Origin of the sequence: Planktothricoides sp. SR001 (genome assembly GCF_001276715.1) — a bacterium.
Classification (GTDB): domain Bacteria; phylum Cyanobacteriota; class Cyanobacteriia; order Cyanobacteriales; family Laspinemataceae; genus Planktothricoides; species Planktothricoides raciborskii.
The window spans coordinates 1-21111 of sequence record NZ_LIUQ01000021.1 but is presented as its reverse complement, the minus strand read 5'-3'; the positions used below and the strand labels follow the sequence as shown (position 1 = coordinate 21111).

The 21111-nt window shown below is 42.9% G+C and carries 35 protein-coding genes; 15 read left to right on the top strand and 20 right to left on the bottom strand.

All coding sequences use genetic code 11. The annotated features are described in order from the left end of the window. The first annotated feature begins 313 nt into the window (after positions 1-313). From rplI to AM228_RS14010, 3 genes are all read left to right on the top strand, one after another. Positions 314-772: a 50S ribosomal protein L9 gene (gene rplI, locus AM228_RS14020; RefSeq protein WP_054466794.1), complete on the top strand. Its 459-nt coding sequence runs from the start codon at positions 314-316 to the stop codon at positions 770-772. A gap of 130 nt (positions 773-902) precedes the next feature. After that, positions 903-2699 carry a replicative DNA helicase gene (gene dnaB / locus AM228_RS14015; protein ID WP_054466734.1) on the top strand — a complete coding sequence of 599 codons (1797 nt, stop codon included), beginning with the start codon at positions 903-905 and terminating at the stop codon, positions 2697-2699. Between the two features lie 158 nt (positions 2700-2857). Continuing rightward, a complete protein-coding gene (locus tag AM228_RS14010) occupies positions 2858-3514 on the top strand; it encodes a CDP-alcohol phosphatidyltransferase family protein (protein ID WP_054466733.1) in 657 nt (218 codons plus the stop codon). Positions 3515-3609: 95 nt separating this feature from the next. Here the strand turns inward: AM228_RS14010 and AM228_RS14005 are convergent, their stop codons facing one another. Then, a complete protein-coding gene (locus AM228_RS14005) occupies positions 3610-5754 on the bottom strand; it encodes a serine/threonine-protein kinase (RefSeq protein WP_054466732.1) in 2145 nt (714 codons plus the stop codon). A 292-nt stretch (positions 5755-6046) separates the two neighbouring features. On the opposite strand from AM228_RS14005, the gene arsB reads away from it, so the two are divergent. The 3 genes from arsB to AM228_RS13990 are packed head-to-tail and all read left to right on the top strand — an operon-like array spanning position 6047 to position 7898. Next, positions 6047-7204 carry an ACR3 family arsenite efflux transporter gene (arsB, locus tag AM228_RS14000; protein ID WP_054466731.1) on the top strand — a complete coding sequence of 386 codons (1158 nt, stop codon included), beginning with the start codon at positions 6047-6049 and terminating at the stop codon, positions 7202-7204. A gap of 42 nt (positions 7205-7246) precedes the next feature. Continuing rightward, on the top strand, positions 7247-7645 hold the full coding sequence (gene arsC, locus AM228_RS13995) for an arsenate reductase, glutathione/glutaredoxin type (protein WP_054466730.1): 399 nt from the start codon (positions 7247-7249) through the stop codon (positions 7643-7645). Then, the gene (locus AM228_RS13990; RefSeq protein WP_054466729.1) at positions 7626-7898 is read left to right on the top strand and encodes a hypothetical protein; all 273 of its coding nucleotides are present in this window, start codon (positions 7626-7628) and stop codon (positions 7896-7898) included. Before arsC ends, AM228_RS13990 begins: the two co-directional genes overlap by 20 nt. A 20-nt stretch (positions 7899-7918) precedes the next feature. Here AM228_RS13990 and AM228_RS13985 read toward each other — a convergent pair whose 3' ends face one another. Beyond that, positions 7919-8521, bottom strand: a complete 603-nt coding sequence (locus AM228_RS13985) for a DUF3747 domain-containing protein (RefSeq protein WP_190882952.1) — start codon at positions 8519-8521, stop codon at positions 7919-7921. A gap of 87 nt (positions 8522-8608) precedes the next feature. Here AM228_RS13985 and AM228_RS32660 point away from each other — a divergent pair, with 87 nt between their 5' ends. The 3 genes from AM228_RS32660 (at position 8609) to AM228_RS32655 (ending at position 9368) form a co-directional block, all read left to right on the top strand. Beyond that, a complete protein-coding gene (locus tag AM228_RS32660; RefSeq protein ID WP_156331782.1) occupies positions 8609-8761 on the top strand; it encodes a hypothetical protein in 153 nt (50 codons plus the stop codon). 42 nt (positions 8762-8803) lie between these two features. Further along, positions 8804-8938, top strand: a complete 135-nt coding sequence (locus AM228_RS36205; RefSeq protein ID WP_255353199.1) for a hypothetical protein — start codon at positions 8804-8806, stop codon at positions 8936-8938. 244 nt (positions 8939-9182) lie between these two features. After that, positions 9183-9368, top strand: a complete 186-nt coding sequence (locus tag AM228_RS32655; RefSeq protein ID WP_156331781.1) for a hypothetical protein — start codon at positions 9183-9185, stop codon at positions 9366-9368. Here the strand turns inward: AM228_RS32655 and AM228_RS13980 are convergent. The 11 genes from AM228_RS13980 to AM228_RS13945 form a co-directional block, all read right to left on the bottom strand. Beyond that, positions 9356-9616 carry a type II toxin-antitoxin system RelE/ParE family toxin gene (locus AM228_RS13980; protein ID WP_054466727.1) on the bottom strand — a complete coding sequence of 87 codons (261 nt, stop codon included), beginning with the start codon at positions 9614-9616 and terminating at the stop codon, positions 9356-9358. The genes AM228_RS32655 and AM228_RS13980 overlap by 13 nt on opposite strands. Further along, positions 9613-9864 carry a hypothetical protein gene (locus AM228_RS13975; protein WP_072160772.1) on the bottom strand — a complete coding sequence of 84 codons (252 nt, stop codon included), beginning with the start codon at positions 9862-9864 and terminating at the stop codon, positions 9613-9615. Before AM228_RS13975 ends, AM228_RS13980 begins: the two co-directional genes overlap by 4 nt. Further along, positions 9827-10159 (bottom strand): hypothetical protein, encoded by a 333-nt coding sequence (locus AM228_RS32650; protein ID WP_156331780.1) that lies wholly within the window; start codon positions 10157-10159, stop codon positions 9827-9829. The genes AM228_RS13975 and AM228_RS32650 overlap by 38 nt, the downstream gene beginning before the upstream one ends. A gap of 145 nt (positions 10160-10304) precedes the next feature. Further along, positions 10305-10889: a Uma2 family endonuclease gene (locus AM228_RS13970; protein ID WP_054466725.1), complete on the bottom strand. Its 585-nt coding sequence runs from the start codon at positions 10887-10889 to the stop codon at positions 10305-10307. Between the two features lie 356 nt (positions 10890-11245). Continuing rightward, positions 11246-11629 carry a hypothetical protein gene (locus tag AM228_RS13965; protein WP_054466724.1) on the bottom strand — a complete coding sequence of 128 codons (384 nt, stop codon included), beginning with the start codon at positions 11627-11629 and terminating at the stop codon, positions 11246-11248. After that, a complete protein-coding gene (locus tag AM228_RS13960) occupies positions 11616-11849 on the bottom strand; it encodes a hypothetical protein (protein ID WP_054466723.1) in 234 nt (77 codons plus the stop codon). Before AM228_RS13960 ends, AM228_RS13965 begins: the two co-directional genes overlap by 14 nt. A gap of 22 nt (positions 11850-11871) precedes the next feature. Next, positions 11872-12096, bottom strand: a complete 225-nt coding sequence (locus tag AM228_RS32645; protein ID WP_156331779.1) for a hypothetical protein — start codon at positions 12094-12096, stop codon at positions 11872-11874. Positions 12097-12291: 195 nt separating this feature from the next. Continuing rightward, positions 12292-12582 carry a type II toxin-antitoxin system RelE/ParE family toxin gene (locus AM228_RS13955; protein WP_054466722.1) on the bottom strand — a complete coding sequence of 97 codons (291 nt, stop codon included), beginning with the start codon at positions 12580-12582 and terminating at the stop codon, positions 12292-12294. Positions 12583-12591: 9 nt separating this feature from the next. Continuing rightward, positions 12592-12843 carry a type II toxin-antitoxin system ParD family antitoxin gene (locus tag AM228_RS13950; protein WP_054466721.1) on the bottom strand — a complete coding sequence of 84 codons (252 nt, stop codon included), beginning with the start codon at positions 12841-12843 and terminating at the stop codon, positions 12592-12594. A 30-nt stretch (positions 12844-12873) separates the two neighbouring features. Beyond that, on the bottom strand, positions 12874-13089 hold the full coding sequence (locus AM228_RS32640; RefSeq protein ID WP_156331778.1) for a hypothetical protein: 216 nt from the start codon (positions 13087-13089) through the stop codon (positions 12874-12876). Positions 13090-13092: 3 nt separating this feature from the next. Next, positions 13093-13296 carry a hypothetical protein gene (locus AM228_RS13945; RefSeq protein ID WP_054466720.1) on the bottom strand — a complete coding sequence of 68 codons (204 nt, stop codon included), beginning with the start codon at positions 13294-13296 and terminating at the stop codon, positions 13093-13095. 75 nt (positions 13297-13371) lie between these two features. Here AM228_RS13945 and AM228_RS13940 point away from each other — a divergent pair, with 75 nt between their 5' ends. Further along, entirely contained in the window at positions 13372-13593 is a 222-nt protein-coding gene (locus AM228_RS13940) for a hypothetical protein (RefSeq protein ID WP_054466719.1), read from the top strand. On the opposite strand, the gene AM228_RS13935 is transcribed toward AM228_RS13940, so the two are convergent. The 5 genes from AM228_RS13935 to AM228_RS13915 all read right to left on the bottom strand — a co-directional run bounded on the left by AM228_RS13935 (position 13585) and on the right by AM228_RS13915 (position 15300). Continuing rightward, positions 13585-13911: a type II toxin-antitoxin system RelE/ParE family toxin gene (locus AM228_RS13935; protein WP_054466718.1), complete on the bottom strand. Its 327-nt coding sequence runs from the start codon at positions 13909-13911 to the stop codon at positions 13585-13587. The genes AM228_RS13940 and AM228_RS13935 overlap by 9 nt on opposite strands. Next, a complete protein-coding gene (locus AM228_RS13930) occupies positions 13904-14155 on the bottom strand; it encodes a type II toxin-antitoxin system ParD family antitoxin (RefSeq protein ID WP_231636795.1) in 252 nt (83 codons plus the stop codon). The genes AM228_RS13935 and AM228_RS13930 overlap by 8 nt, the downstream gene beginning before the upstream one ends. A 21-nt stretch (positions 14156-14176) precedes the next feature. Further along, a complete protein-coding gene (locus AM228_RS13925; protein ID WP_054466716.1) occupies positions 14177-14479 on the bottom strand; it encodes a hypothetical protein in 303 nt (100 codons plus the stop codon). A gap of 237 nt (positions 14480-14716) precedes the next feature. After that, positions 14717-14926 carry a hypothetical protein gene (locus AM228_RS13920; protein ID WP_054466715.1) on the bottom strand — a complete coding sequence of 70 codons (210 nt, stop codon included), beginning with the start codon at positions 14924-14926 and terminating at the stop codon, positions 14717-14719. Between the two features lie 5 nt (positions 14927-14931). Beyond that, positions 14932-15300, bottom strand: coding sequence for a GIY-YIG nuclease family protein (locus tag AM228_RS13915; RefSeq protein ID WP_054466714.1), 369 nt, complete (start codon positions 15298-15300; stop codon positions 14932-14934). A gap of 6 nt (positions 15301-15306) precedes the next feature. On the opposite strand from AM228_RS13915, the gene AM228_RS32630 reads away from it, so the two are divergent. Further along, complete coding sequence (locus tag AM228_RS32630; protein ID WP_156331776.1) at positions 15307-15465, top strand: hypothetical protein; 159 nt, start codon at positions 15307-15309, stop codon at positions 15463-15465. A 108-nt stretch (positions 15466-15573) separates the two neighbouring features. Here the strand turns inward: AM228_RS32630 and AM228_RS13910 are convergent, their stop codons facing one another. Next, positions 15574-15756, bottom strand: a complete 183-nt coding sequence (locus AM228_RS13910; RefSeq protein WP_054466713.1) for a hypothetical protein — start codon at positions 15754-15756, stop codon at positions 15574-15576. A gap of 671 nt (positions 15757-16427) precedes the next feature. On the opposite strand from AM228_RS13910, the gene AM228_RS13905 reads away from it, so the two are divergent. From AM228_RS13905 to AM228_RS13895, 4 genes are all read left to right on the top strand, one after another. Beyond that, positions 16428-17783 carry an NB-ARC domain-containing protein gene (locus AM228_RS13905; protein WP_054466712.1) on the top strand — a complete coding sequence of 452 codons (1356 nt, stop codon included), beginning with the start codon at positions 16428-16430 and terminating at the stop codon, positions 17781-17783. 229 nt (positions 17784-18012) lie between these two features. Next, positions 18013-18192, top strand: coding sequence for a hypothetical protein (locus AM228_RS35260; RefSeq protein ID WP_156331775.1), 180 nt, complete (start codon positions 18013-18015; stop codon positions 18190-18192). A 75-nt stretch (positions 18193-18267) separates the two neighbouring features. Further along, positions 18268-20046, top strand: coding sequence for a serine/threonine-protein kinase (locus tag AM228_RS13900; protein ID WP_054466711.1), 1779 nt, complete (start codon positions 18268-18270; stop codon positions 20044-20046). After that, complete coding sequence (locus AM228_RS13895; RefSeq protein ID WP_054466710.1) at positions 20043-20777, top strand: hypothetical protein; 735 nt, start codon at positions 20043-20045, stop codon at positions 20775-20777. Before AM228_RS13900 ends, AM228_RS13895 begins: the two co-directional genes overlap by 4 nt. 139 nt (positions 20778-20916) lie before the next feature. Here AM228_RS13895 and AM228_RS35255 read toward each other — a convergent pair. Beyond that, on the bottom strand, positions 20917-21111 hold a 195-nt coding region (locus AM228_RS35255), incomplete at its 5' end, for a hypothetical protein (RefSeq protein WP_231636794.1).

The following is a 21111-nucleotide window of genomic DNA, read 5'->3' as shown; positions in this document are numbered from 1 at the left end:
CCCTACACCCTACACCCTCTCTACACCCTACACCCCGCAATTTATTACGAATTTTCAATTAGCAATAAATTATTAACCTGAATTGCGATCGCGGTCAAAATCGGTTATGCTGGGAGATTGTGGCCTCGGCATACCCGATTTGCTCACAACTTCAACCACCAATAGTCGCCCCGCCAACGAACAGGAGAGGCCATATTTTTCAACGTTCAACAGAAGTTGTAGCAAGTTGTGTGGAGATTTCATCAAAATCTTGACACAGCCAGCGGTCAAATTATCACCCCTTAAAATTATTACCCATAGAGGAGAAACTATTGTGTCTAAACGGGTTCCATTACTCTTAAATAAAGATGTCAAAAAACTAGGAAAAGCCGGTGACTTAGTGGAAGTTGCCCCTGGATATGCTCGCAATTATTTATTGCCCCAAGGCATGGCTTATCGCGTCACTCCGGGAGTCTTAAAACAAGTCGAAAGACGCAAAGAAGAAGAACGGAAGCGCATTTTGGCGGAAAAAGAAGCTGCAAAATCTCGCAAAACTGCCCTGGAAACTATTGGTCGCTTTACCATTGCCAAGCGCGTGGGAGAAGGGGAGGCAATTTTTGGCACCGTCACCGATCGCGAAGTGGCAGAAGTGATTCTCAAGATTACTTCTCAGGAAGTCGATCGCCGGGGCATTACTCTACCAGATATCAGCAAATTGGGTTTCTACAAAGTCCAAATCAAACTACACCCAGAAGTTACCGCCGAAGTGGAAATTCAGGTGGTTGCTGAATAATTATATCAGCAATCAGTAGGGGTGATTCGCGAATCACCCCTACGGGTAATTCGCGAATTACCCCTAATTTCCCAAATCACCCCTAGACTGAAGTCTGACCGATGAAAGATCAAAGCCGATCACTATTATTATGGTTGACCTAGTTAAGTTCCAAGGCAATAGCGGTAATCGCTTACCTCCACAAAATATCGAAGCGGAGGAATCAATTTTAGGCGCCATATTGCTCGACCCGGAAGCGATCAGCAAAGTGGCAGATGTTCTGCCCAAAGACGCATTTTCTATCACCGCCCATCAAGAAATTTATCAAGCTTGTTTAACCCTTCAGCTTCAAGGGAAACCCACGGATTTGATGACCGTCACCACTTGGTTATCCGATCGCCGTCTCCTAGAAAAAATTGGCGGTCAAATTAAATTAGCCCAACTGATCGATCGCACCGTTTCCTCGGTCAACGTTGACCTGTATGCTTTGTTAGTAGTTGATAAATGGATTCGCCGCAAATTAATCCATGCGGGTCACGAAATTGCCGAACTAGGGTATGATACCGCCACGGAATTACCGGAAATATTAGATAAAGCGGAACAAAGCATCTTTGGACTAACTCAAGAACGCCCCCAACAAGGTCTAGTTTCTATCTCAGAAACCCTGGTGCAAACCTTTGAAACCATTGAAATTTATCAGCAAGGTTTAGCAATTCCTGGACTGCCTTGTGATTTTTATGATTTAGATGCCATGACCGGCGGTTTTCAGCGTTCAGATTTAATTATTGTCGCCGGTCGTCCGTCAATGGGCAAAACCGCTTTTTCTATCGGCGTTGCTTATAATATTGCTTCAATTCATGAGTTACCCGTGGCGATTTTTAGTTTAGAAATGTCCAAAGAACAGCTAGTACAACGGATGCTTTCGGGAGAGGCAGGAATTGAAAGTAACCGCCTGCGAGCGGGCCGAATTAGTCAGAATGAATGGGAACCTTTAAGTCGGGCGATCGCTACCTTATCAGAACTGCCAATATTTATTGACGATAGCCCCAATCCTACGGTGACAGAAATTCGCTCCAAATGTCGGCGGCTTCAGTCAGAACAGGGGGGAAAGTTAGGATTAATTTTGATCGATTATTTACAGTTAATGGAGGGAAGTAGTCCAGATAATCGAGTTCAAGAATTATCCAGAATTACTCGCGGACTGAAAGGTTTAGCCCGGGAATTGAATGTGCCGATTATTACTTTATCTCAGCTTAGTCGTGGGGTAGAATCCCGCACGAATAAGCGACCGATGATGTCAGATTTGCGCGAGTCTGGTTGCTTAACCGGAGATACTTTAATTCCTTTAGTGAATAATCGGAATCAGCAGCTACCGATTCGAGACTTTATCGACAAAATCGGCAAATCTCGGTTGAAAGTTTGGGCAGTGAATGAAGCGACGATGATGTTAGAACCAGCCCTGGTTCATCATGCTTTTTCCACGGGAGTTAAACCCGTCTTTAGACTAACTACCCATGATGGGCGATCGCTTCGGGCTACGGGAAATCACAAGTTTCTCACAATGGCTGGGTGGCAACCTTTGGATGAATTGGCGAATGGCGATCGCATCGCCATTCCCATCGATCAATTCCAGAAATCCCTGCAATATTTCAAAATTTATTGGGATGAAATCATCTCCATAGAAGCAGATGGAGAAGAAGAAGTTTATGACCTGACCGTCGATTTTCATCACAACTTTGTGGCCAATAATATCATCGTTCACAACAGCATTGAGCAAGACGCCGATTTAGTCATTATGTTGTATCGGGAAGAATATTACAATCCCGATACCCCCGATCGCGGCATTGCGGAGGTGATTATTACCAAACATAGAAATGGACCAACGGGAACGGTGAAACTATTGTTTGATTCCCAGGTGACTAAATTTAAGAACTTAGCCAGAAGATAACCACCCCATCAATAAATACCCTCGTTTTTTTGATATTTTTGATATTTTTGATATTTATGTGCCTTATTAACTTGAAATAATTTAGCTAATTACTTGAAAATTAGGTTTTTTTCTGCTTTAATTAAAATTAATTAAAATTAAATCAACAGGAAGAGATTATGTCAAATTTATCAGAAAATGATCCGTCAGAAACTTTATTAAATCAGCCCGAAACCAGTAATGATGAAGCGGAAATTATCAAGCCGCGATCGCTTATAGAAAAAACCTTAAAAATTTATACCGTAAAAATTGCCAATTTTCTGGCAAAATATGACTGGATTACTCCCAATCGGATTTCTATCCTTTCTGCCTTATTTGGCGGCCCATTAGCCTGCTGGTTAATTCTAGAAAATTACTATTTAATCGCCGTTGCGGTCATTATCATCAGTGGCATTTTTGATGATTTGGATGGAGACTTAGCTAGGGCAAAAGGTGTCGCATCTAAGGAAGGAGCAATTTTAGACAGTGTATTAGATAGATACGTTGATTTTTTTATCATCACCGCCCTAATTTTCCTCGACCCTAGTCAACATTTAATTCCCGGTTTATTGGCCATGTTTGGCGGCATGATGGTTCCCTATATTCGCGCCAGAAGTGAAGCGGAAGGAAAAAGCGTAGTAGCAGCAGCAATTGGAAATCGTACCGCCCGATTTATTCTAATTATTTTGGGGATTTCAACTCAACAGTTTTTCCCATTACTGATTCTTTTAGCCGTAACTTCTAATATTGCCGCATTCCAGAGATTATTTTTTGCCTTAAAAACCTCTATCTATTAGTTATTAGTTGTTTGTTATTGGTTATTGGTAAAGCTATCCTCAAATAACCAGTAACCAATAACCAATAAATAATAATCAACAAATAATCAACAAAATTATTTAGATTTTTCCGATTCTGATAACGGAGGCAATCGCCAAATTTTAATAGTTTTATCTGGACTGCCAGTGACAATGGTTTGATTATCAGGACTCAGGGCGAACACACTAATATATTGTTCATGTCCCAATAACACTTTTTCCAGTTTTCCGGTATTTAAATTCCAAATATTGAGGTTGTTGCCACTGGTTGCTAATAGCTGACCATCAGGGGCGATCGCCACTGACCGAACCCAACTATTATCCCCCGTTAACTGATATTTTTGTTGACCAGTTTTCAGATCCCAAACAATCACCGTATTATCACGACTGCCACTCGCCACCAACTGACTATCGGCACTAAATGTCACCGATAAAACTGCATTCCCATGACCTTGTAGTTTTCTTACTCTTGTGCCGGTAATCGCATCCCAAATTTGAATTGTTCTGTCAGAACTGCCACTGGCAATTAATCGGCCATTCGGACTCCAGGCGATCGCATTCACCGCATCTTGATGGCCGGAAATTGTCCGCAAACGAACCCCATCGCTTAAATTCCAAAATCTAATCGTTCTGTCCGCCGAACCACTAGCCAAAATCTGACCATTGGGACTAATTGCTAAAGCATTAACCGGGCCGGAATGGGCTGGAATCGATTGAAGCAGTTCCCCGGTTTGAAAATTCAAAATGCGGATCGTCGTATCTTCGCTACCACTGGCTAAAATCTGACCATTCGGGCTAATAGCCAAAGCATTAACCCAGGATCGATGGGCATCTAATTCTTTGACCTGCACTCCAGTCTGAAGATTCCAAATGCGGATTTTCCCATAACTACCACTAGCAAACATGGGAATTCTAGACTCAGGCCCCATCGCCAAAGACTGAATTTGGCCTACACCCGTCAAGCTCTTTTGTAAAAAAACACTACTCGGTAAACTGACAATCAAGGAGATGGGACTGGCGGGGAAAAAACCATAGCGCCAATACCCATAAACCTGCGATCCCAATAGACTCAAAATCAAAAGCGTAAGCATCAGTCCCCAAGGGATTTTCTTCGGGGGTTGATATGGCGTATATGGTTGAACCCGAGAAACTTGTTTAATCTTGGAAGCAGAAGCGCGAGAACCCAGAGAAGAAACAGATGTTGGCGTATTTCTGGTAGGGCTCATCTTCGTAGGATTTTTCCCCGTATTCCGGTTGAATCCTCCGGTGTTTTTTTGGCTGACCAAAGATGGCTCAGATTCATCGGCATCACTACTAGGTGAAGCGTGTTTCAATTCCTCCAAACAACGGATGATCGCTTGAGCATTTTGAGGCCGTTTTCCCGGAAAACTGGCCATCAGATAATCAATCACATCGGCAAAACCATCAGAAATTTGGGGGGCACTTCTGCGCCAAACTAATTTACCCGTGCGAGGATGTTCAGAAAAAGAAGTGGGGGATTTCCCCGTGATTAAAAAGACAAAAGTCCGACCCAGAGAATAAAAATCCGATTGCGGCACCGCTTTACCATTCGCTTGTTCTGGTGCCGTATATCCCGGTGAAACAATCCCGGTAATATTTTGCCCTTGTCCCACTTTGGCAAAATAGGTGTTGGTGACTTCTCTCGCGGCGCCAAAGTCAATCAGCACCAGTTGCCCATTGCGTTTAATCATAATGTTCAAGGGCTTGATATCTCGATGGAAAAATTGCTCTTGGTGGACAACACTTAAAATTTCCGAGAGTTGTTTTAACCAATCGATCGCCAACTCCTCAGTGATCGGTTTATTGCGCCGCTTTTTCATCCACTCCCGCAGGTTCAATCCGTTGATTTTCTCCATCACCAGAGCGTGTAATGGATCTTGCCCCTCCGGGAGGGGAATCTCAAAATACCCATCGGGCTGGACTTTGGGAATACCCGGACAATCCAGCCGCATCATCACATCGGCTTCTTGTTTAAAAAGTTTGATTGCTTTCTCGTGATTTTGCAGCAAAACTTTGAGGACTCTGGGGATCCCGCGATCATCGACTTCATAAGTTTTACCAAAGCCACCACTGCCGATCTCTCTAGAGATTCGATAGCGACCTTGGATCAGCAACTCCGTACCACAGTGAACACAGTGGTTCTGGTTTTGGTTGGCCGGATCATCGGGCTGGGGGCACTTGGGATTAACGCAATAACTCACGATCAAGAACTCAACTACATTGCTGCGCTTCCATCAACACTATAACTTGTCAGCATCCGGTTTCGCTGAAAGGGTGATTGCAATTTTACTAATATTTGTTATTCGTTATTCGTTATTCGCTCATTAAGTAATACATATTTGGTAATATATAACAAATAAATTATAACTTGTTACAGGTGACATATATGTTTAAACAAAAAATCAAAAAATCAAGATTTCTAAAGAGGTTATTCATCAACTTTTTTTGATATAATTTTTCCATCAGTGGATTCTCAACGGTAAAAAATTGAGTATGGACTCCAATAAGACCTCGGAAAACCAACCTCGTCCCGTCCAAGCAGGGGGACAACTGAGTTTTTTTGAAAAATACCTCACGGTTTGGGTGTTTTTCTGCATTCTGATTGGCATTGGTTTGGGCAAAGCTTTCCCCAATGTGGCGGCGACTTTGGACGCGATGAGTATCTATCAAGTCTCGATACCGATCGCCATCTGTTTGTTTTTTATGATGTATCCCATCATGGTGAAAATTGATTTCACCCAAGCAGCCCAAGCCATTCGGACTCCTAAGCCGGTTTTACTAACTTTAGTGGTCAATTGGCTGATTAAACCGTTTACAATGGTCGCCTTTGCCCAGATATTTTTAGGCTGGCTATTTCGCCCTTTACTAGGGGGAACAGAAATGTTGCGCGGTATGGAAGTGGATATGGTCAATTCTTATATTGCCGGAACGATTTTGTTGGGCATTGCCCCTTGTACCGCAATGGTATTAATGTGGGGATATCTTTCCTATAGTAATCAAGGCCATACTTTGGTGATGGTGGCGATAAATTCCCTGACTATGTTATTTCTCTATGCACCTCTGGGGCGATGGTTATTGGCGGCCAATGATTTGGTAGTTCCTTGGGAAACCATTGTGTTATCAGTGTTGATTTATGTGGGTTTACCTTTGGCGGCAGGAATGTATAGCCGTTATTGGATTTTTAAGTATAAAGGAGAAGACTGGTTTAAGGATAAATTTCTCCACTATTTAAGTCCCGTGGCAACTTCGGCGCTGTTAATTACTCTGGTTTTATTGTTTGCCTTTAAAGGTGAACTGATTGTGCAAAATCCGCTGCATATTTTATTGATTGCGGTGCCGCTGTTTATTCAGACTAATTTTATTTTTCTGATTAGTTATGTGGCGGCTTTAAAAATGGATTTAGCCTATGAAGATGCGGCACCGGCTGCGTTGATTGGGGCAAGTAATCATTTTGAGGTGGCGATCGCCACGGCGGTGATGTTGTTTGGTTTAAATTCTGGGGCAGCTTTAGCCACTGTGGTGGGGGTTTTAATCGAAGTGCCGGTGATGTTAATGTTGGTGGAATTTTGCAAGAAAACCGCTTTTTGGTTTCGCCGTGAACCAGAAAAAGCTACTTTGCGCGATCGCCGCTGTTTCCCCACTGGCAATTAGCCAAGTTTGCCCGAAAAGTAACTTATTTCAGGAATAATTACCATGAAAAGCGTCATGTTTGTGTGTAAGCGAAACTCTTGCCGTTCCCAAATGGCCGAAGGATTTGCCAAGCATCTGGGCAAAGGCAAAATTACCGTCACCAGTTCTGGATTAGAATCCAGTCGAGTGCATCCCACCGCCATTCGAGTGATGTCAGAAATTGGCATTGATATTACAGATCAAACCTCTAATCCCTTGAGTGAATTTCAGCCAGAAAATTATGATGCGGTGATTTCTCTTTGTGGCTGTGGGGTGAATTTGCCAGAAGATTGGGTGACGAGAGAAGTATTTGAAGATTGGCAATTAGATGACCCGGATGGTCAACCGATTGAAACCTTTCACCGCGTCCGAGATGAGATTAAAGCACGGGTGGAAAAACTGATTGCATCCTTGGCGGATTAAAGCTTTCTTATTTGGGCAAATATCTGCCAAAAAACCGGGTTTTTCAAAAACCTGGTTTTTTGGTTTTGATGCTGGAATCGCCATGGGAGTTGGAACGGATCTACGGGGGGTTGAAAACCATCTAAATTTGATGAGGCATAAAGACCGATCGCCATATTTCATTCGCCTAGCTAGCCTGAGTAGGATTGGCATTGCCCACCCGAAAATTAATGAAATTATTGCTACATATGCAGGCTATTTTAACCCTGAATAATTGACTTAATGATTTACTTACTATTGTGTGGCATGAAAAGCTTCAGCACTTAGGTCATGGGTAAAATAATAATGACCGAGTATTTGATCTTCATAGGTTCTTTGTGTTATTCGCCATCCAGGATTCAAAAAAAATTTCAACGGATCCGCAGAAATTCCATGAGTTTGGCCAATAATTAGTTCGGGCAAATTCGGCGAATAGGGTGTACCAACTAATACAAGAGTCCCATCTCGGCTTAACACTTCCACCTTGTAATCAAGTCCCAAATCTTGATCGGCCATGCGGATAGAATAGCCACCACTATCAACACTCCGTTGGCAAATGCCAGTAAAGTCAAATTCTAGCAAGTCTAACTTGACAATCACAGATTTACCCGAATTGGTTTCAGTCCAGCAGGAGCGAGTATCGGCTAGTTGTCTAATCACTGTCAAGGCATATCTTTGCCGAAGCTGCGTAGAAATGACGATGACTTTGCTTTGATCAATTTCTACTTTGTTAAAATTCTGCGCCCCTGCTTTGCCAGTGGTATTAGCCCAAAAAGAAGTAGCAGCTAGAAAAGCGATTCCCGCAAGGGATCCGCTTCGCGGAATCGCTCCGCGAAAAAATAAATTGAGTTGAGTCATGGCTGAACAATAAATTCCTTTACTTTTCATAAAAAGTAATGCTTGTGTTTTATTGGGGTTTTTTCATCCCAGTTAAAGAGTTTGGTGATGCGTCCCGTACCATCCACTATCAGCCGTAAAGATGCGATCGCTGATTCATCAGTCAATCAGCCAATCTGGACGGCTACTTTAACCCGGAATGCTGATGACTCAAAATGGCCGATTTTCTCCAATTTTTTGCAATTGAGCCGTACAATATAACCACCTTATTGATTATAAGTATCAATAGCTTGATTAACTCAATTGTCATTAAGATCCACAGCGATCGCGCTCATCAGTTTTGTCTCAGTAGGCGCAGTGTCTTGGACTCCAACTGAGCGATCGCTGCGGAAAAATGAGTTAAAACTGATTTTACTTATGGCGATGAAACTGCTCTAGTATTTTGTGAATTGAGACAATGAGTGGCTTTCTTTGATAGGAAAGCTGCTCCTGTCTACGGCGATCGCCTAAATTTTTAACTACCTTTTTTAAGCATAGCATAGTTAGTTGACCGTTAAGTTAGGTATTACTAATATTTACATAATGTTACAATATTTTACAATTAATCAGCCGTTGGAGAGAAAATCCGGGAATAATTTCATCAGAGGCATAATCAGCGGCTTTCTTCATACCATAATTAACTGTGATATCCACAGAAAAAACCCAGTTTCTTTATCGCCTCCCCTGGACTCAGAAACCGGGTTTCTTTATCGCTTTCACAGTAGGGGCGACGAGCGCATTCGCCCCTACATATTCACCACAGAAACCCGGTTTATTTTCTTGGGGTAAAAGCGCGATCGCCCAGTTTTCAATGCTTCAACTTTTATAAACATCTTTTCGATGCTTACAATGAAGCAATAATACCAAACATTCTTTATCATTGATTTCGTAGCGGATCCGGTAATCACCAATACGGATGCGATACTCATTGTCATAGCCTTTTAACTTTACAGTTCCGGGAGGCCGAGGTTCTTCACCCAATGGCGTGATTTTCTCAAGAATTCGCTCTTGGATATCTTCGGGCAGACTATCTAGTTGTTTTTGGAACGGTTTCGGAACGATTACAGTATAAGTCATGGAGTTTTGTTTTTCCGAGAAACCATATATTGATCTAGGGTTTGATAGTCTCCTGCTTGGTAAGCAGTGCGAGATTCTTGGATTTCAGCAAGGACTATTGGATCTTCTTCTAACGAGTCTTCTTCTAATTGGGCAAGTTCTGTTTCTAGAAGCTGGAAAAGCTGAATTTTATCTTCGATCGCTAGGGTGGCGATCGCATTGACTAGAGAATCAAAGGGAATTTGTAGTTGAATTGTCGGTTGTGTCATCTTGGGCATTAATTAGGTCGTATTTACTGATTATATCAAGGGAAAAAGCTATTCTCTTCGGGAGAAGGAAGGAAGCGATCGCCCCCCACAAAAAAGCGTTCGCGAAGCTTTCCTGCGAGGGAATCGCACCTCCCAAAAGCGATCGCCCACTCAAGTGACTTAGAAACCGGGTTTCTTTCTCGCTTTCACAGTTAACTTTGATATTCACAAAAGAAACCCGGTTTCTTTGCTTGGGGAAAAAAAGCGCGATCGCCCCCCCTGAACCCAGAAACCGGGTTTCTTTTCTCTGTTTCACAGTTAACTCTGATATTCACAAAAGAAACCCGGTTTCTTTGCTTGGGGAAAAAAGCGATTCCCTCGCAGGAAAGCTGCGCGATCGCCCCCCAAAAAAGCGATGATTTTAAATGTAGTTATATATTCGGAAAAAGCCCAAGATTCAACTATTGTTGATGAGGATAATCTTCATTTTCCTCAAACACTGGCGGCCACAATTCAGAAATTTGTAATTCCCATCCGGGCAGCAATTCAGGAATGGTAAGAGTTTCTCCGTTTGTCAACAAAATTGGTTTTTGATTGGGGCGATAAAGAGTTAAAGTTAATTCATCTGGGTCAATTAAAATGCCAATTTTAACTCCTTGGTCGAGAAAAATTTCAATTTTTTGGCGCAATTTAGCAAGGCGGTCGCTTTGGGATTTAACTTCTACTATTAAGTCGGGGACAAGAGTACCAAAATATCTAACGCTGCGAGGAAGGCGATCGCGCAAAACGAAAGAAACATCTGGTGCTTTTAAGTCGCTATTGGGCAATATAAAGCCACCTGCCGAGTCAAAAACACGACCGAGACGGCGCGGTTTCACCCAGTTACTCAGTTGACGAGCGAATTCTAGGGAGACTTCGCTAGAGATGATATCTGATGGCCCCATAACAATAATCTTACCTGCTTCCAGTTCCAGTTGACAGTCAAAGTCAGCTTCGCTGAGAATTGACTGAATTTTTTCCACGTCTTTTATAGTCATTTCTGGCATAGTGGACAACTCCAATTGTACTAGCGATGATTTATTGTAACGCTAAAATCGCGATCGCCGTTTTGGATAGAATAGGTTGTCTGGCGATCGCACCCCCTGAACTTAGAAACCGGGTTTCTTTTTCGCTTTCACAGTAGGGGCGAATGGCCATTCGCCCCTACATATTCACAACTTTGGTCCCGGTTTATTTTCTTGGAGTTTAGGGTGGGCAAAATGCCAGCCCACCATATCAATAAACTACTGTGATATTCACCACAGAAACCCGGTTTCTTTGCTTGGGTTAAAACAGCGAAAAGCCTGACGGCATAGCGACCCTTACCGCACCTGCCAAACGCGATCGATTTTCTAGATGCCAATCAATTACTGACCAGATAATTACTCAAGGTGGTGAGCAAACGCTCATGTCTTGCTGATGAGATTGACCCGATAGAACCAATCACTTTATTACGAGGAACTACAGCAAGAAAACCCAGTCGAATTAAAGATTTTACTCTCAAGCCACTAGCAATAAAGTCCGAATCGTCTGGAGAAATGACATCATCAAAACCCACCACTTCTTGGTGCAGTTGGGTACTAATGCCACAAACTAAGAAGTCTTGATAAGGGGGCAATTCCCTGAGCAAGACCACCTCAGAAACCGGGTTTTTATTCAACATATCGGTTAGAGACATAGATTTATCTAAAAAACCCGGTTTCTTGGCTTGGGGAATGGGAGTCAGAGCAACATCAGCTTCTTTCATAATCAGGGTTCGCTATTTTGATGCTATCCAGTGGGTATTCATCTTCCTCATTGTAAGCGCTGTTCAGTTGATGACTTGACCAGGATAACCACGTTTCTCTTTCGGAGGGTTGTTCGGGAATTACTGTCACAATCAGTTTTGTGTTAGGTTCTAGCTGATATGGTTCGTCTAGCTGAATAGACTGACCATCAAAATATGCTGATAAAGAAATAACTTTCATGGCTCATATGAGTTGTCGATGATTACTCTGAGGACATTATAGCTTGGATATCGCCCCCCAAAAAAGCGATCGCGAAGCGTCCCGGAGGGAATCGCACCCCACAAAAAAGCGATCGCCCCCTTAAGAAACTCCAGAAACCGGGTTTCTTTTTTGCTTCCACAGTAGGGGCGACTAGCGCATTCGCCCCTACATAATTCACCACAGAAACCCGGTTTCTTTGCTTGGGGTTAAAACAGCGATCGCCCACCGAAAAAGCGATCGCCTACGCAAAAAAGCGATGCGGTAGGGTGTTGTTCCGGGTTAAATTAAGCGGAAGTCAAGTAAAATTCCCTGCGTAACGCACCACAACAAAGTTTATTATTGGCAATTTCGGTGCGTCTAGGCGGATGTTTTAATTTGTTGCTTAAGCCAAAATATTATGCCCGCCTAACGCACCCTACCCCTACTGAAATAAGGATAATAAATCGCGTTTGCCATGCACAATTCTGACAATTTCAACTAGATCGTCCGTTACTCTGTAAAACATGATGTATTCGTCAATCAATACACCCCTTAAACCTGGGTATACGCCATTGTAGCGTTTACCGATCGCGGGAAACGAACGTAATTTTTGGCACCAAGCATCAAATTTATTGATAAACTTATCCCCTGTTTCAACATTTGTCTGTGCAAAGTAATCAATGATTTCTTGCAAGTCTTGAAGGGCTGGTACTGAAATAATGTAACGTCTCATAAGCTAGTGCTACCCTCTGTTGTGAAGTCGCTCGCGCAGTTGAGCGATCGCCACATCACCATCAATCGCTTCTCCACGTTCTAAAGCAGCAATTCCTACTTCCACTTTTTGGCGTGTTTCTATCAGCCATTGTTCATAGTCTTGTTGCCGTTGGAGTAATGCCAAGGCTTGACTCATTACCTCCTCAGCGGTTTGATATTTGCCGTTGGCTATTTGGGTTTGTACAAAGCTTGCTTCTTCTGGCTTTAAAACAATCTGCATGAGTCCACCTCGCAGTAGGTTTTTAGTCAATTATGACACGCGGGTTTGCCTGGGGGCAAAGGATGTTGATTCAGTACATTGGTTTTGGGCGATCGCACCCCACAAAAAAGCGATCGCCCCCTTAAGAAACTCCAGAAACCGGGTTTCTTTTTTGCTTCCACAGTAGGGGCGACGAGCGCATTCGCCCCTACATAATTCACCACAGAAACCCGGTTTCTTTGCTTGGGGGAAATGTGCGATCGCCATAAGTCATGGAGTTTTGTTTTTCCGAGAAACCATATATTGATCTAGGGTTTGATAGTCTCCTGCTTGGTAGGCAGTGCGAGATTCTTGGATTTCAGTAAGGACTATTGGATCTTCTTCTAACGAGTCTTCTTCTAATTGGGCAAGTTCTGTTTCTAGAAGCTGGAAAAGCTGAATTTTATCTTCGATCGCCCTTGGTGGCGATCGCATTGACTAGAGAATCAAAGGGAATTTGTAGTTGAATTGTCGGTTGTGTCATCTTGGGCATGATAATGGTCGTATTTCTTGATTATATCAAGGGAAAAGGCTATTCTCTTAGGGAGGTGGAAGGAAGCGATCGCCCCCCAAAAAAGCGATCGCACCCCAAAAGCGATCGCCCTCTCAAAAGCGATCGCCTCCCATTCATGCGATCGCCCACCCAAAAAAGCGCCCCCCAAAAAAGCGATCGCCTCCCAAAACAAAGCGATTCCTTCGCCCGATCTGCGCGAACAAAGAATTTTACATTGACTCTTGACTATCTCCTAGGATGCTTTCAATATCTCGTGACCCGTGGATAACTCGAATAATTTCGACTTCCCCTGCGGTGATTTGGTAGAAAATCAGATATTTTCTAAATCCTTTGACTGCGATTTGACGGGTATTTTGTAAACGATAGTTGTTAAACTGACATTGTTTACCGAGTTGCGGCATTTGTCCGAGTTGTTTAAATGTTTCTTCAGCCGCATGAAGAAATCGATCACTACGATCGAGGTTATTTTCCGCAATATAAGTGGCTAGATCGATTAAGTCACGAATCACCTGCGGACGTTTCCGAATTTCACCCATCTTGTTGTTGATTCAGTTTTTTTTGAACTGCTTGGCGAATTTCTACCCAGTCGCGATCGCTCATATTTGTGGCTTCCCCGGAGTCTATTCCTTGTAATAGAAGGTTTTCCAGGTGTTCTTGCGCTTTTCGTTTTTGGTCTTGACGAATGAGGTCGCGGATATATTCGCTGACACTTCCGTAACCTCCGGTCTTGACTTGCTGTTCGATGTAGTCCCGCATGGGTTCGGGAACAGAGACATTCATTGTTTTCATGGCCTGAGTCTTTTAGCGCTTTGGTATATTATGGCAATTTTTGTCATTTTTTGCCATGTTGACCGAAAAAGCGATTTCCTCGTCCTCCGCAAGGCGATCGCCCCGACCAAGAAACCGGGTTTCTACGAGAATATTGGTTGGGTGACAGAGATTATATAGAGAAACCCGGTTTCTCATATCCCTAAAAAAAGCGATCGCCCCCACAAAAAAGCGATCGCACCCCACAAAAAAGCGATCGCCCCCCAAAAAAGCGATCGCACCCCACAAAAAAGCGATCGCACCCCACAAAAAAGCGATCGCCCTCTCAGGGGACATAGAAACCGGGTTTCTTTTGTGGTTCCACAGTTAACTCTAATATTCACCACTTGGGTCCCGGTTTCTTTTCTTGGGGACTCAGAAACCGGGTTTCTTTATCGCTTTCACAGTTAACTGTGATATTCACAGAAGAAACCCGGTTTCTTTTTTTGGGGTTAAAACAGCGATCGCACCCAAAAAAAGCGCCCCCCAAAAGCGATCGCCCCCCAAAAGCGATCGCATGAATATGATTTATGGCTAGTCAAGCTTTGGCTGGCAATCGACAAAAGATAGTGCTTCTTCATCAAGATAGCCAGCGATCGCCATTTCAATAACTGCCCAAACTGGATAGTTCATTCTTTTCGCTCGCATTTCTAGTCCGTGACGAATGGTTTCAGGTAATCCTTCTAAAAATATTTGTGCTAATTCAGGTGACAGATGTTCAGAAATCGCAGGCTGAGTTTGCATCTTTATTAGTCCCTCGCTGGAATTTTCACGTTATAAGGTGGATTCACGGCTTGAATAATTAGACGTTCTAACTCCAATGATAGCTGTCTCCATTGAACAAAATCTAGCGGGTAAAAAGCAATTCGGATGTCTGTGGCTTTTAATTCTTCGATGAATGCCCAAAGTAACGCTTTGTGACCCCCACGAAAACGATCTCTCAGTGTTCTGGTTTTACCAATGTAAAGGATTCCCAGGGTGCGATGTTTAACAGCGTAGATACCAGCCGTCATTGGCAGTTCGCGGAATTCCTTGGACAGGGCGATACAATCCTGAAACGAAGTCGATGCAAGAGTGTGCAGTATGACTTCGGCTTCTCGCTCAATGGATTCAGACATAGTGATGTGACATTAGGCAGTTTTCCGATAATACAATACGATCGCACCCCACAAAAAAGCGATCACACCCCACAAAAAAGCGATCGCACCCCCCAAAAAAGCGATCGCACCCCACAAAAAAGCGATCGCCCCTCCCAAAAGCGATCGCCCTCTCAGGGGACATAGAAACCGGGTTTCTTTTTTGCTTCCACAGTAGGGGCGAGCAAGCGAATCGCCCCTACATATTCACCACAGAAACCCGGTTTCTTTTCTTGGGAGAAATGAGCGATTTTTTTAGATTAAGCCATCATTGATTTGTTCCGGATCCTCCACTGGCTCGTCATTAAGCTGATTATTACTATATTTTTCTGAATTATTACTTGCCAAAAGTTCTTGGCTTTCGACTTGGGCGATCGCGGAGATAAATCCATTATATTCGGGCAACAATATTACCACAATTGCTCCGACTGAGAGCATCAATGAAATTAGAATTACGGTTATTTTTACTGGAAGCGGAGATCGCTCCAGAGTGGTACTATTAAATATTGTTAGGGTCATTTTTTTGGACTTAACCGAATTAACTAAGTGCGTTCTTAAGCTCAAAACAGTCACGGCAATGACTTGGGCGAAGAGAGCGCATTTTCTGTATAAGCATCTGCTTGGATCGGGACTTAGACATTACCGCTATATCTGGTAGGGGTGATTCGCGAATCACCCCTACCTAAAAGGGTTGGATCGGAAAACTTGTCTCAGTCCTGTTGATGCTTAACAGCATAACATAACACAGCCATAGCATTAAGTATTATGCTTAATTTGATTACAAAACGTTACAAATTGCCGGAATTGAGGCCGGACAAAAGGCGGCATTTCACCTGTGGCAACAGGTTTCTTGATTGCTTTTTTTCAGATCAGCCCTAACTAAGCTGACTATTATGTCAATTATTATGTTCAGCCGCTAGTCAAATCCTGGATCCTTGGCTGAAGCGTTTAGGGACACGGCAATGCCGTGTCCTAGGAGGAAAATTTTCGGTCAACCTAAAAAAACCCGGTTTTCGATCGCGCTCGTGCTGGATTAAGCTTAAGCTACAATAGAGGTAAGCTTAGACAGATTTACACACAGATTTACACAGAGAAGCTTTAATCACACAATGGAATTTGAAATAGCACTGAAATTAGTTGAGCAATTGGTGCAGGAGAAAACCGGCAAGCCGCTACTTGACGTAGAAAAAGTGGTATTCCAGGGCGCCTGGGAGGGTCTGACTTACGACCAAATTGCTGAACAATCCTCAAACTATGAAGCGAATTATCTCAAAGGAGATGTTGGTCCGAACTTTTGGAAGCTACTCAGCGAGGTGTTTGGGGAACAGGTGAGCAAGCGAAATGTTCGGGCTGTGTTGGAAAAGTGGGAAAAACAACCTCAACCGACTTTACCAGTTGCCAAAACTGCTTTCACCCAAATTCCAGAAGAGAAAAATCAGCCTCGCGATGATTGGGGTTATGCACCAGATGTGTCTAATTTTTGCGGACGAACTGAAGAACTCAACACTTTGAAACGCTGGATCGTTGAGGAAAAATGCCGCATGGTGGGGATTTTGGGACTGGGAGGGATGGGGAAAACTACCCTGGCAGTTCGTATGGGAGAACAAGTTAAAGGAGAATTTGACCGCTGCATTTATCGAGTGCTGCGCGAGACTTATGCTTTTGACAAGTTTCTGGGGGATTTACCGACTTTTTTAACTGGGTCGTCCCCACAAAATACGGAGGAAGATGTCTATGACAAAATTTTGCGGTTGATTGATGGTTTGCGGCAATATCGCTGTCTGTTGATTTTGGATAATCTGGAGGCAATTTTACAACCAGGCGATCGCTTTGGTCGATATCGGACAGGGTTTGAAGCATATGGTCAATTGTTTAAAAAAGTGGGTGAAGTTGCCCATCAAAGTTGTTTGGTGGTAGTTAGTCGAGAGAAGTTCCCAGAATGCGATCGCCTACGGAATTTTAATCAAGCGGTAAAATCTTTAGAACTGAAGGGATTGAAACTAGAGGAAGTTCAGGAACTTTTACAGAATACTAATTTAACGGGAGAATCTCAACATTGGCAAGGGTTGATCGAGAGATATAGTGGGATGCCTTTAGCTTTGAAATTGATTGCCCCGACGATTCAGGAGTTTTTCGCTCAAGATGTAGCCAAATTTCTCAAAGATTCACAAACCATCTACCTCGATCCAGAATATCGGCATATTTTAGCTTGGCACTGGGAAAGATTATCTCATTCAGAAAAAAAAGTTTTGCGGATTTTAGCCGAAGCCGATCGCCCGATATCTTTTTCTGAGTTGCGCGATCGAATGCCAGACTATTCTATGTCCGACTTGATTGAAAGTTTAAATTCACTTAAGGGGCGATCGCTCTTAGAAAAATCCGAATCCCCAGACAATGAGCAAAGCCGATTTGGTCTTCAGCCGGTGATTCAAAAATATATCAATAAATATCAGTTAGGTAGTTAGGTAGGGTGCGTTAGGCAGGCAAAAATATTTATACTCAAACAATGAAGTTCAAAACCTGCCGTAACGCACCAATCACTAATATCTCAGATTTGCAAATAAGATATTAGTGATTGTAGGGGCAAAGCATTCGGGCAGTTAATTCTGGGTTTAAACCGTTAAAATTTTTCCCGAATGCTTTGCCCTTACAAAGCAGTTAATTCTGGGTTTAAACCGTTAAAATTTTTCCCGAATGCTTTGCCCTTACAAAGCAGTTAATTCTGGGTTTAAACCGTTAAAATTTTCCCCGAATGCTTTGCCCTTACAAATATCAGATGCTCTCTACCAATTCAGACTTGATTGCTTAAAGGCGATCGCGGCCATTGATAAATCAAACAAATCAAATGGTGCGTTACGGCGGAATATGAAATAATCTGTAAATATCCTAGGTTGTCTGTCCGCCTAACGCACCCTACCTGTTAATATAATGTAGGAGAACCAAAACAATGTGATTTATTGTATTAATCCAGAATGTAAACATCGGGAAAATGACGATAATTTAACTTCTTGTCAAGCTTGCGGGACGCCATTATTGGTGCGGAACCGCTATCGACTCATTCGCCCTTTGCGGAAATTAGACCGCCGCTTGGCTACGGAAATTTTTGAAGTGGAAGATATTAAAGATAATCACACCCGCAAAGTGCTGAAAATCTTAAAAGATAATGAACCGAAATTAGTCGAGAAGTTTGAGGAAGAAGCGTTAACTCTTCAGTGGCTAGATCGCCCCGGTATTCCCAAAGTGGATATCGATGGTTATTTTCAGTTGACCATTGATGAAGAGTCGGATCCCCTGAATTGTTTAGTCATGGAAAAAATCGAGGGTGAGGATTTAGAAAAATGGTCTGCCACTCATGGGCGAATATCTCAAAAGGTGGCGATTAACTGGTTGAGACAAATTCTTGAAATATTAGGGGTACTCCATGAGAATAAATTTTTACATCGGGATATTAAGCCTTCTAATATTATTCTGCGATCGCCCCTAACCCCCCTTCAAAAGGCTGGATCCCCCCTAACCCCCCTTCAAAAGGGGGGAATAGGATATAGTGGGCAACTGGTTTTAATTGATTTTGGATCGGTGCGAGAAATTAGCCCTACTTATCGAGTAGATGTCAGACTAGGAAGCGTCACCACATATATTTCTAGTGGTTATACTGCCCCAGAACAAATAGAGGGGAAAGCATTACCTGAATCAGATTTTTTTGCTGTTGGTCGCACCTTTGTTCATTTAGTCACAGGGTTGCATCCCGTAGACTTACCCAGAGATGGCAAAACGGGTCAGTTAATTTGGCGCGATCGCGCCCCACAAATTTCTTCACCTTTGGCGGATTTTATTGATGATTTGATGGCGGCAGATCCGGCAGCTAGACCGCAAAATATTCAAGTGATGTTGCGGAATTTGACCGTCCGGGGTTTGTGGCTTAGAAGTGTTTGGCGGTTTATTAATTCTCGTCAGTTTAAGTTAACTGTTTATGGAGTATTGGGGTTGGTAATTGCTGGTTTGGGAATTTATCGGCTATCATTTCCCTGGTGGGAAAAATACTATTTTAATCTGGGACTAGATGCTCAAAAAGATAATAATTTAACACAAGCAAAAAAATATTATGATCGAGCTCTTTATTTTAATGAACAAAATGATACTATTTACAATAGCTTGGGATTAATTTGTCAATATCAACAAGATTATACTTGCGCTAAAAAAAATTATGAAAAAGCTATTAAAATCAACCCATACAATTATACGGTTCGCTATAATTTAGGCGGTGTTTGTGATGACTGGGGAGACTTAGACTGTGCCGAGGAAAACTACAAATCTGTGGTTGAATCTAACTCCCCTGTTTCGGTTCGTGCTACCAGCGATTTGTCTCGGATAAAAATTTTACAGGGAAACCCAGTTGCGGCAATTACTCTGACTTCGCAATGTATCGAAAAAACTAATCAATCCCAAAACAAAGTGTTATCCGCTTGTTACAAAAATCAAGGTTGGGCTTATTGGATGCGTGGCGAATATGACCAAGCAGAGAAAGACTTGCAACAGGCAATTAAGCTCAACTCAAAACGAACGGACGCTTATTGTTTGTTAGGTTTTGTACAAGAAGCAAAAGGTAATGCAGAAGAGGCTGTAGAACAATGGGAAAATTGTCTAGATTCTGAATATGTCAATAATGATGTAATACTATGGCGAACTGTGGCTCGACAACGTTTGAATCATGGAAAAAAACAACGATGAAATCGAGAAAAATTAGAAAATTGGTTTTATTCGGATTAACTCTACTGATAGTTTTAGTAGGGTGGAGTTTTAACTCTGATGGAAAAGTGACATCGATGTTGCCTGTAACAGCAACGACAGCAACTCAGACTTGTGAAATTGAGTCTGCGGTGGGACTGATTTACCAGGTAGAAAATGACCCTAATTTCCCCGTGGGTTTACAAGCGGGACAATTGTTATGTGGTGATGAAAATTTACAGCCTACTACTGGAACAAAAGTTGCTTTGGTTTGTTTTGATCAAGGCAAGCGTTGGGAAGTATCCAGTGATGATAGATTTCAGGTCGGGGAATATTGTTCGGCACCAGAACCCGCAGTAGAGTGCGATGATTCGGGCAATCTTTGCGACCCGAACCCGCGTCCCAGTGGTTCTTGTGATAGCCCGGAAATTAAGAGTCCTTTTAGTCAAATAATCTCCAATTCTCGACCCTCTATCGCTTGGAAAACAATTGCAGGTGCAACAGGTTACACGGTGAAGGTAGAATCCTGGGATTCGGATTTTAATTTTCAGAAAACATTGGAAACAGTAGACAATTCCAGTGTGATTTCTCAAGCGATCGCTTTTCCTTATCCTGATGATGAAGACCCTTTAATTTTTGGCCACAGGTATGAAGTAACCGTTGAAGCGATCGTGGCATCTTCTGATAACTGTATAGAACCTGATACCACTCGATTTAAGTTGATTCAAGAGTGATAGCAATTTTAAAAAATTTTGCTACAATCCCAAGGTTTATTTGGGCGCAAGCATTGCGCCCCTACTGTTGCATGAATTTTTGTAACTGGTATTACCAATTTCAAAATAATCCAGAGTCGGTTTTAACCGACTTGCGCTATTAGCCGGGGGTTTTAACCCCCGGCGGTTTATGTACCCCCGCAATTAACCCTCCGGCGGGGATGAAAATCCGGCGGGGATGAAAATCCGGCGGGGATGAAAATCCGGCGGGGATGAAAATCCGGCGGGGATGAAAATCCGGCGGGGATGAAAATCCGGCGGGGATGAAAATCCCCGCCTGTAGGGGTGATTCGCG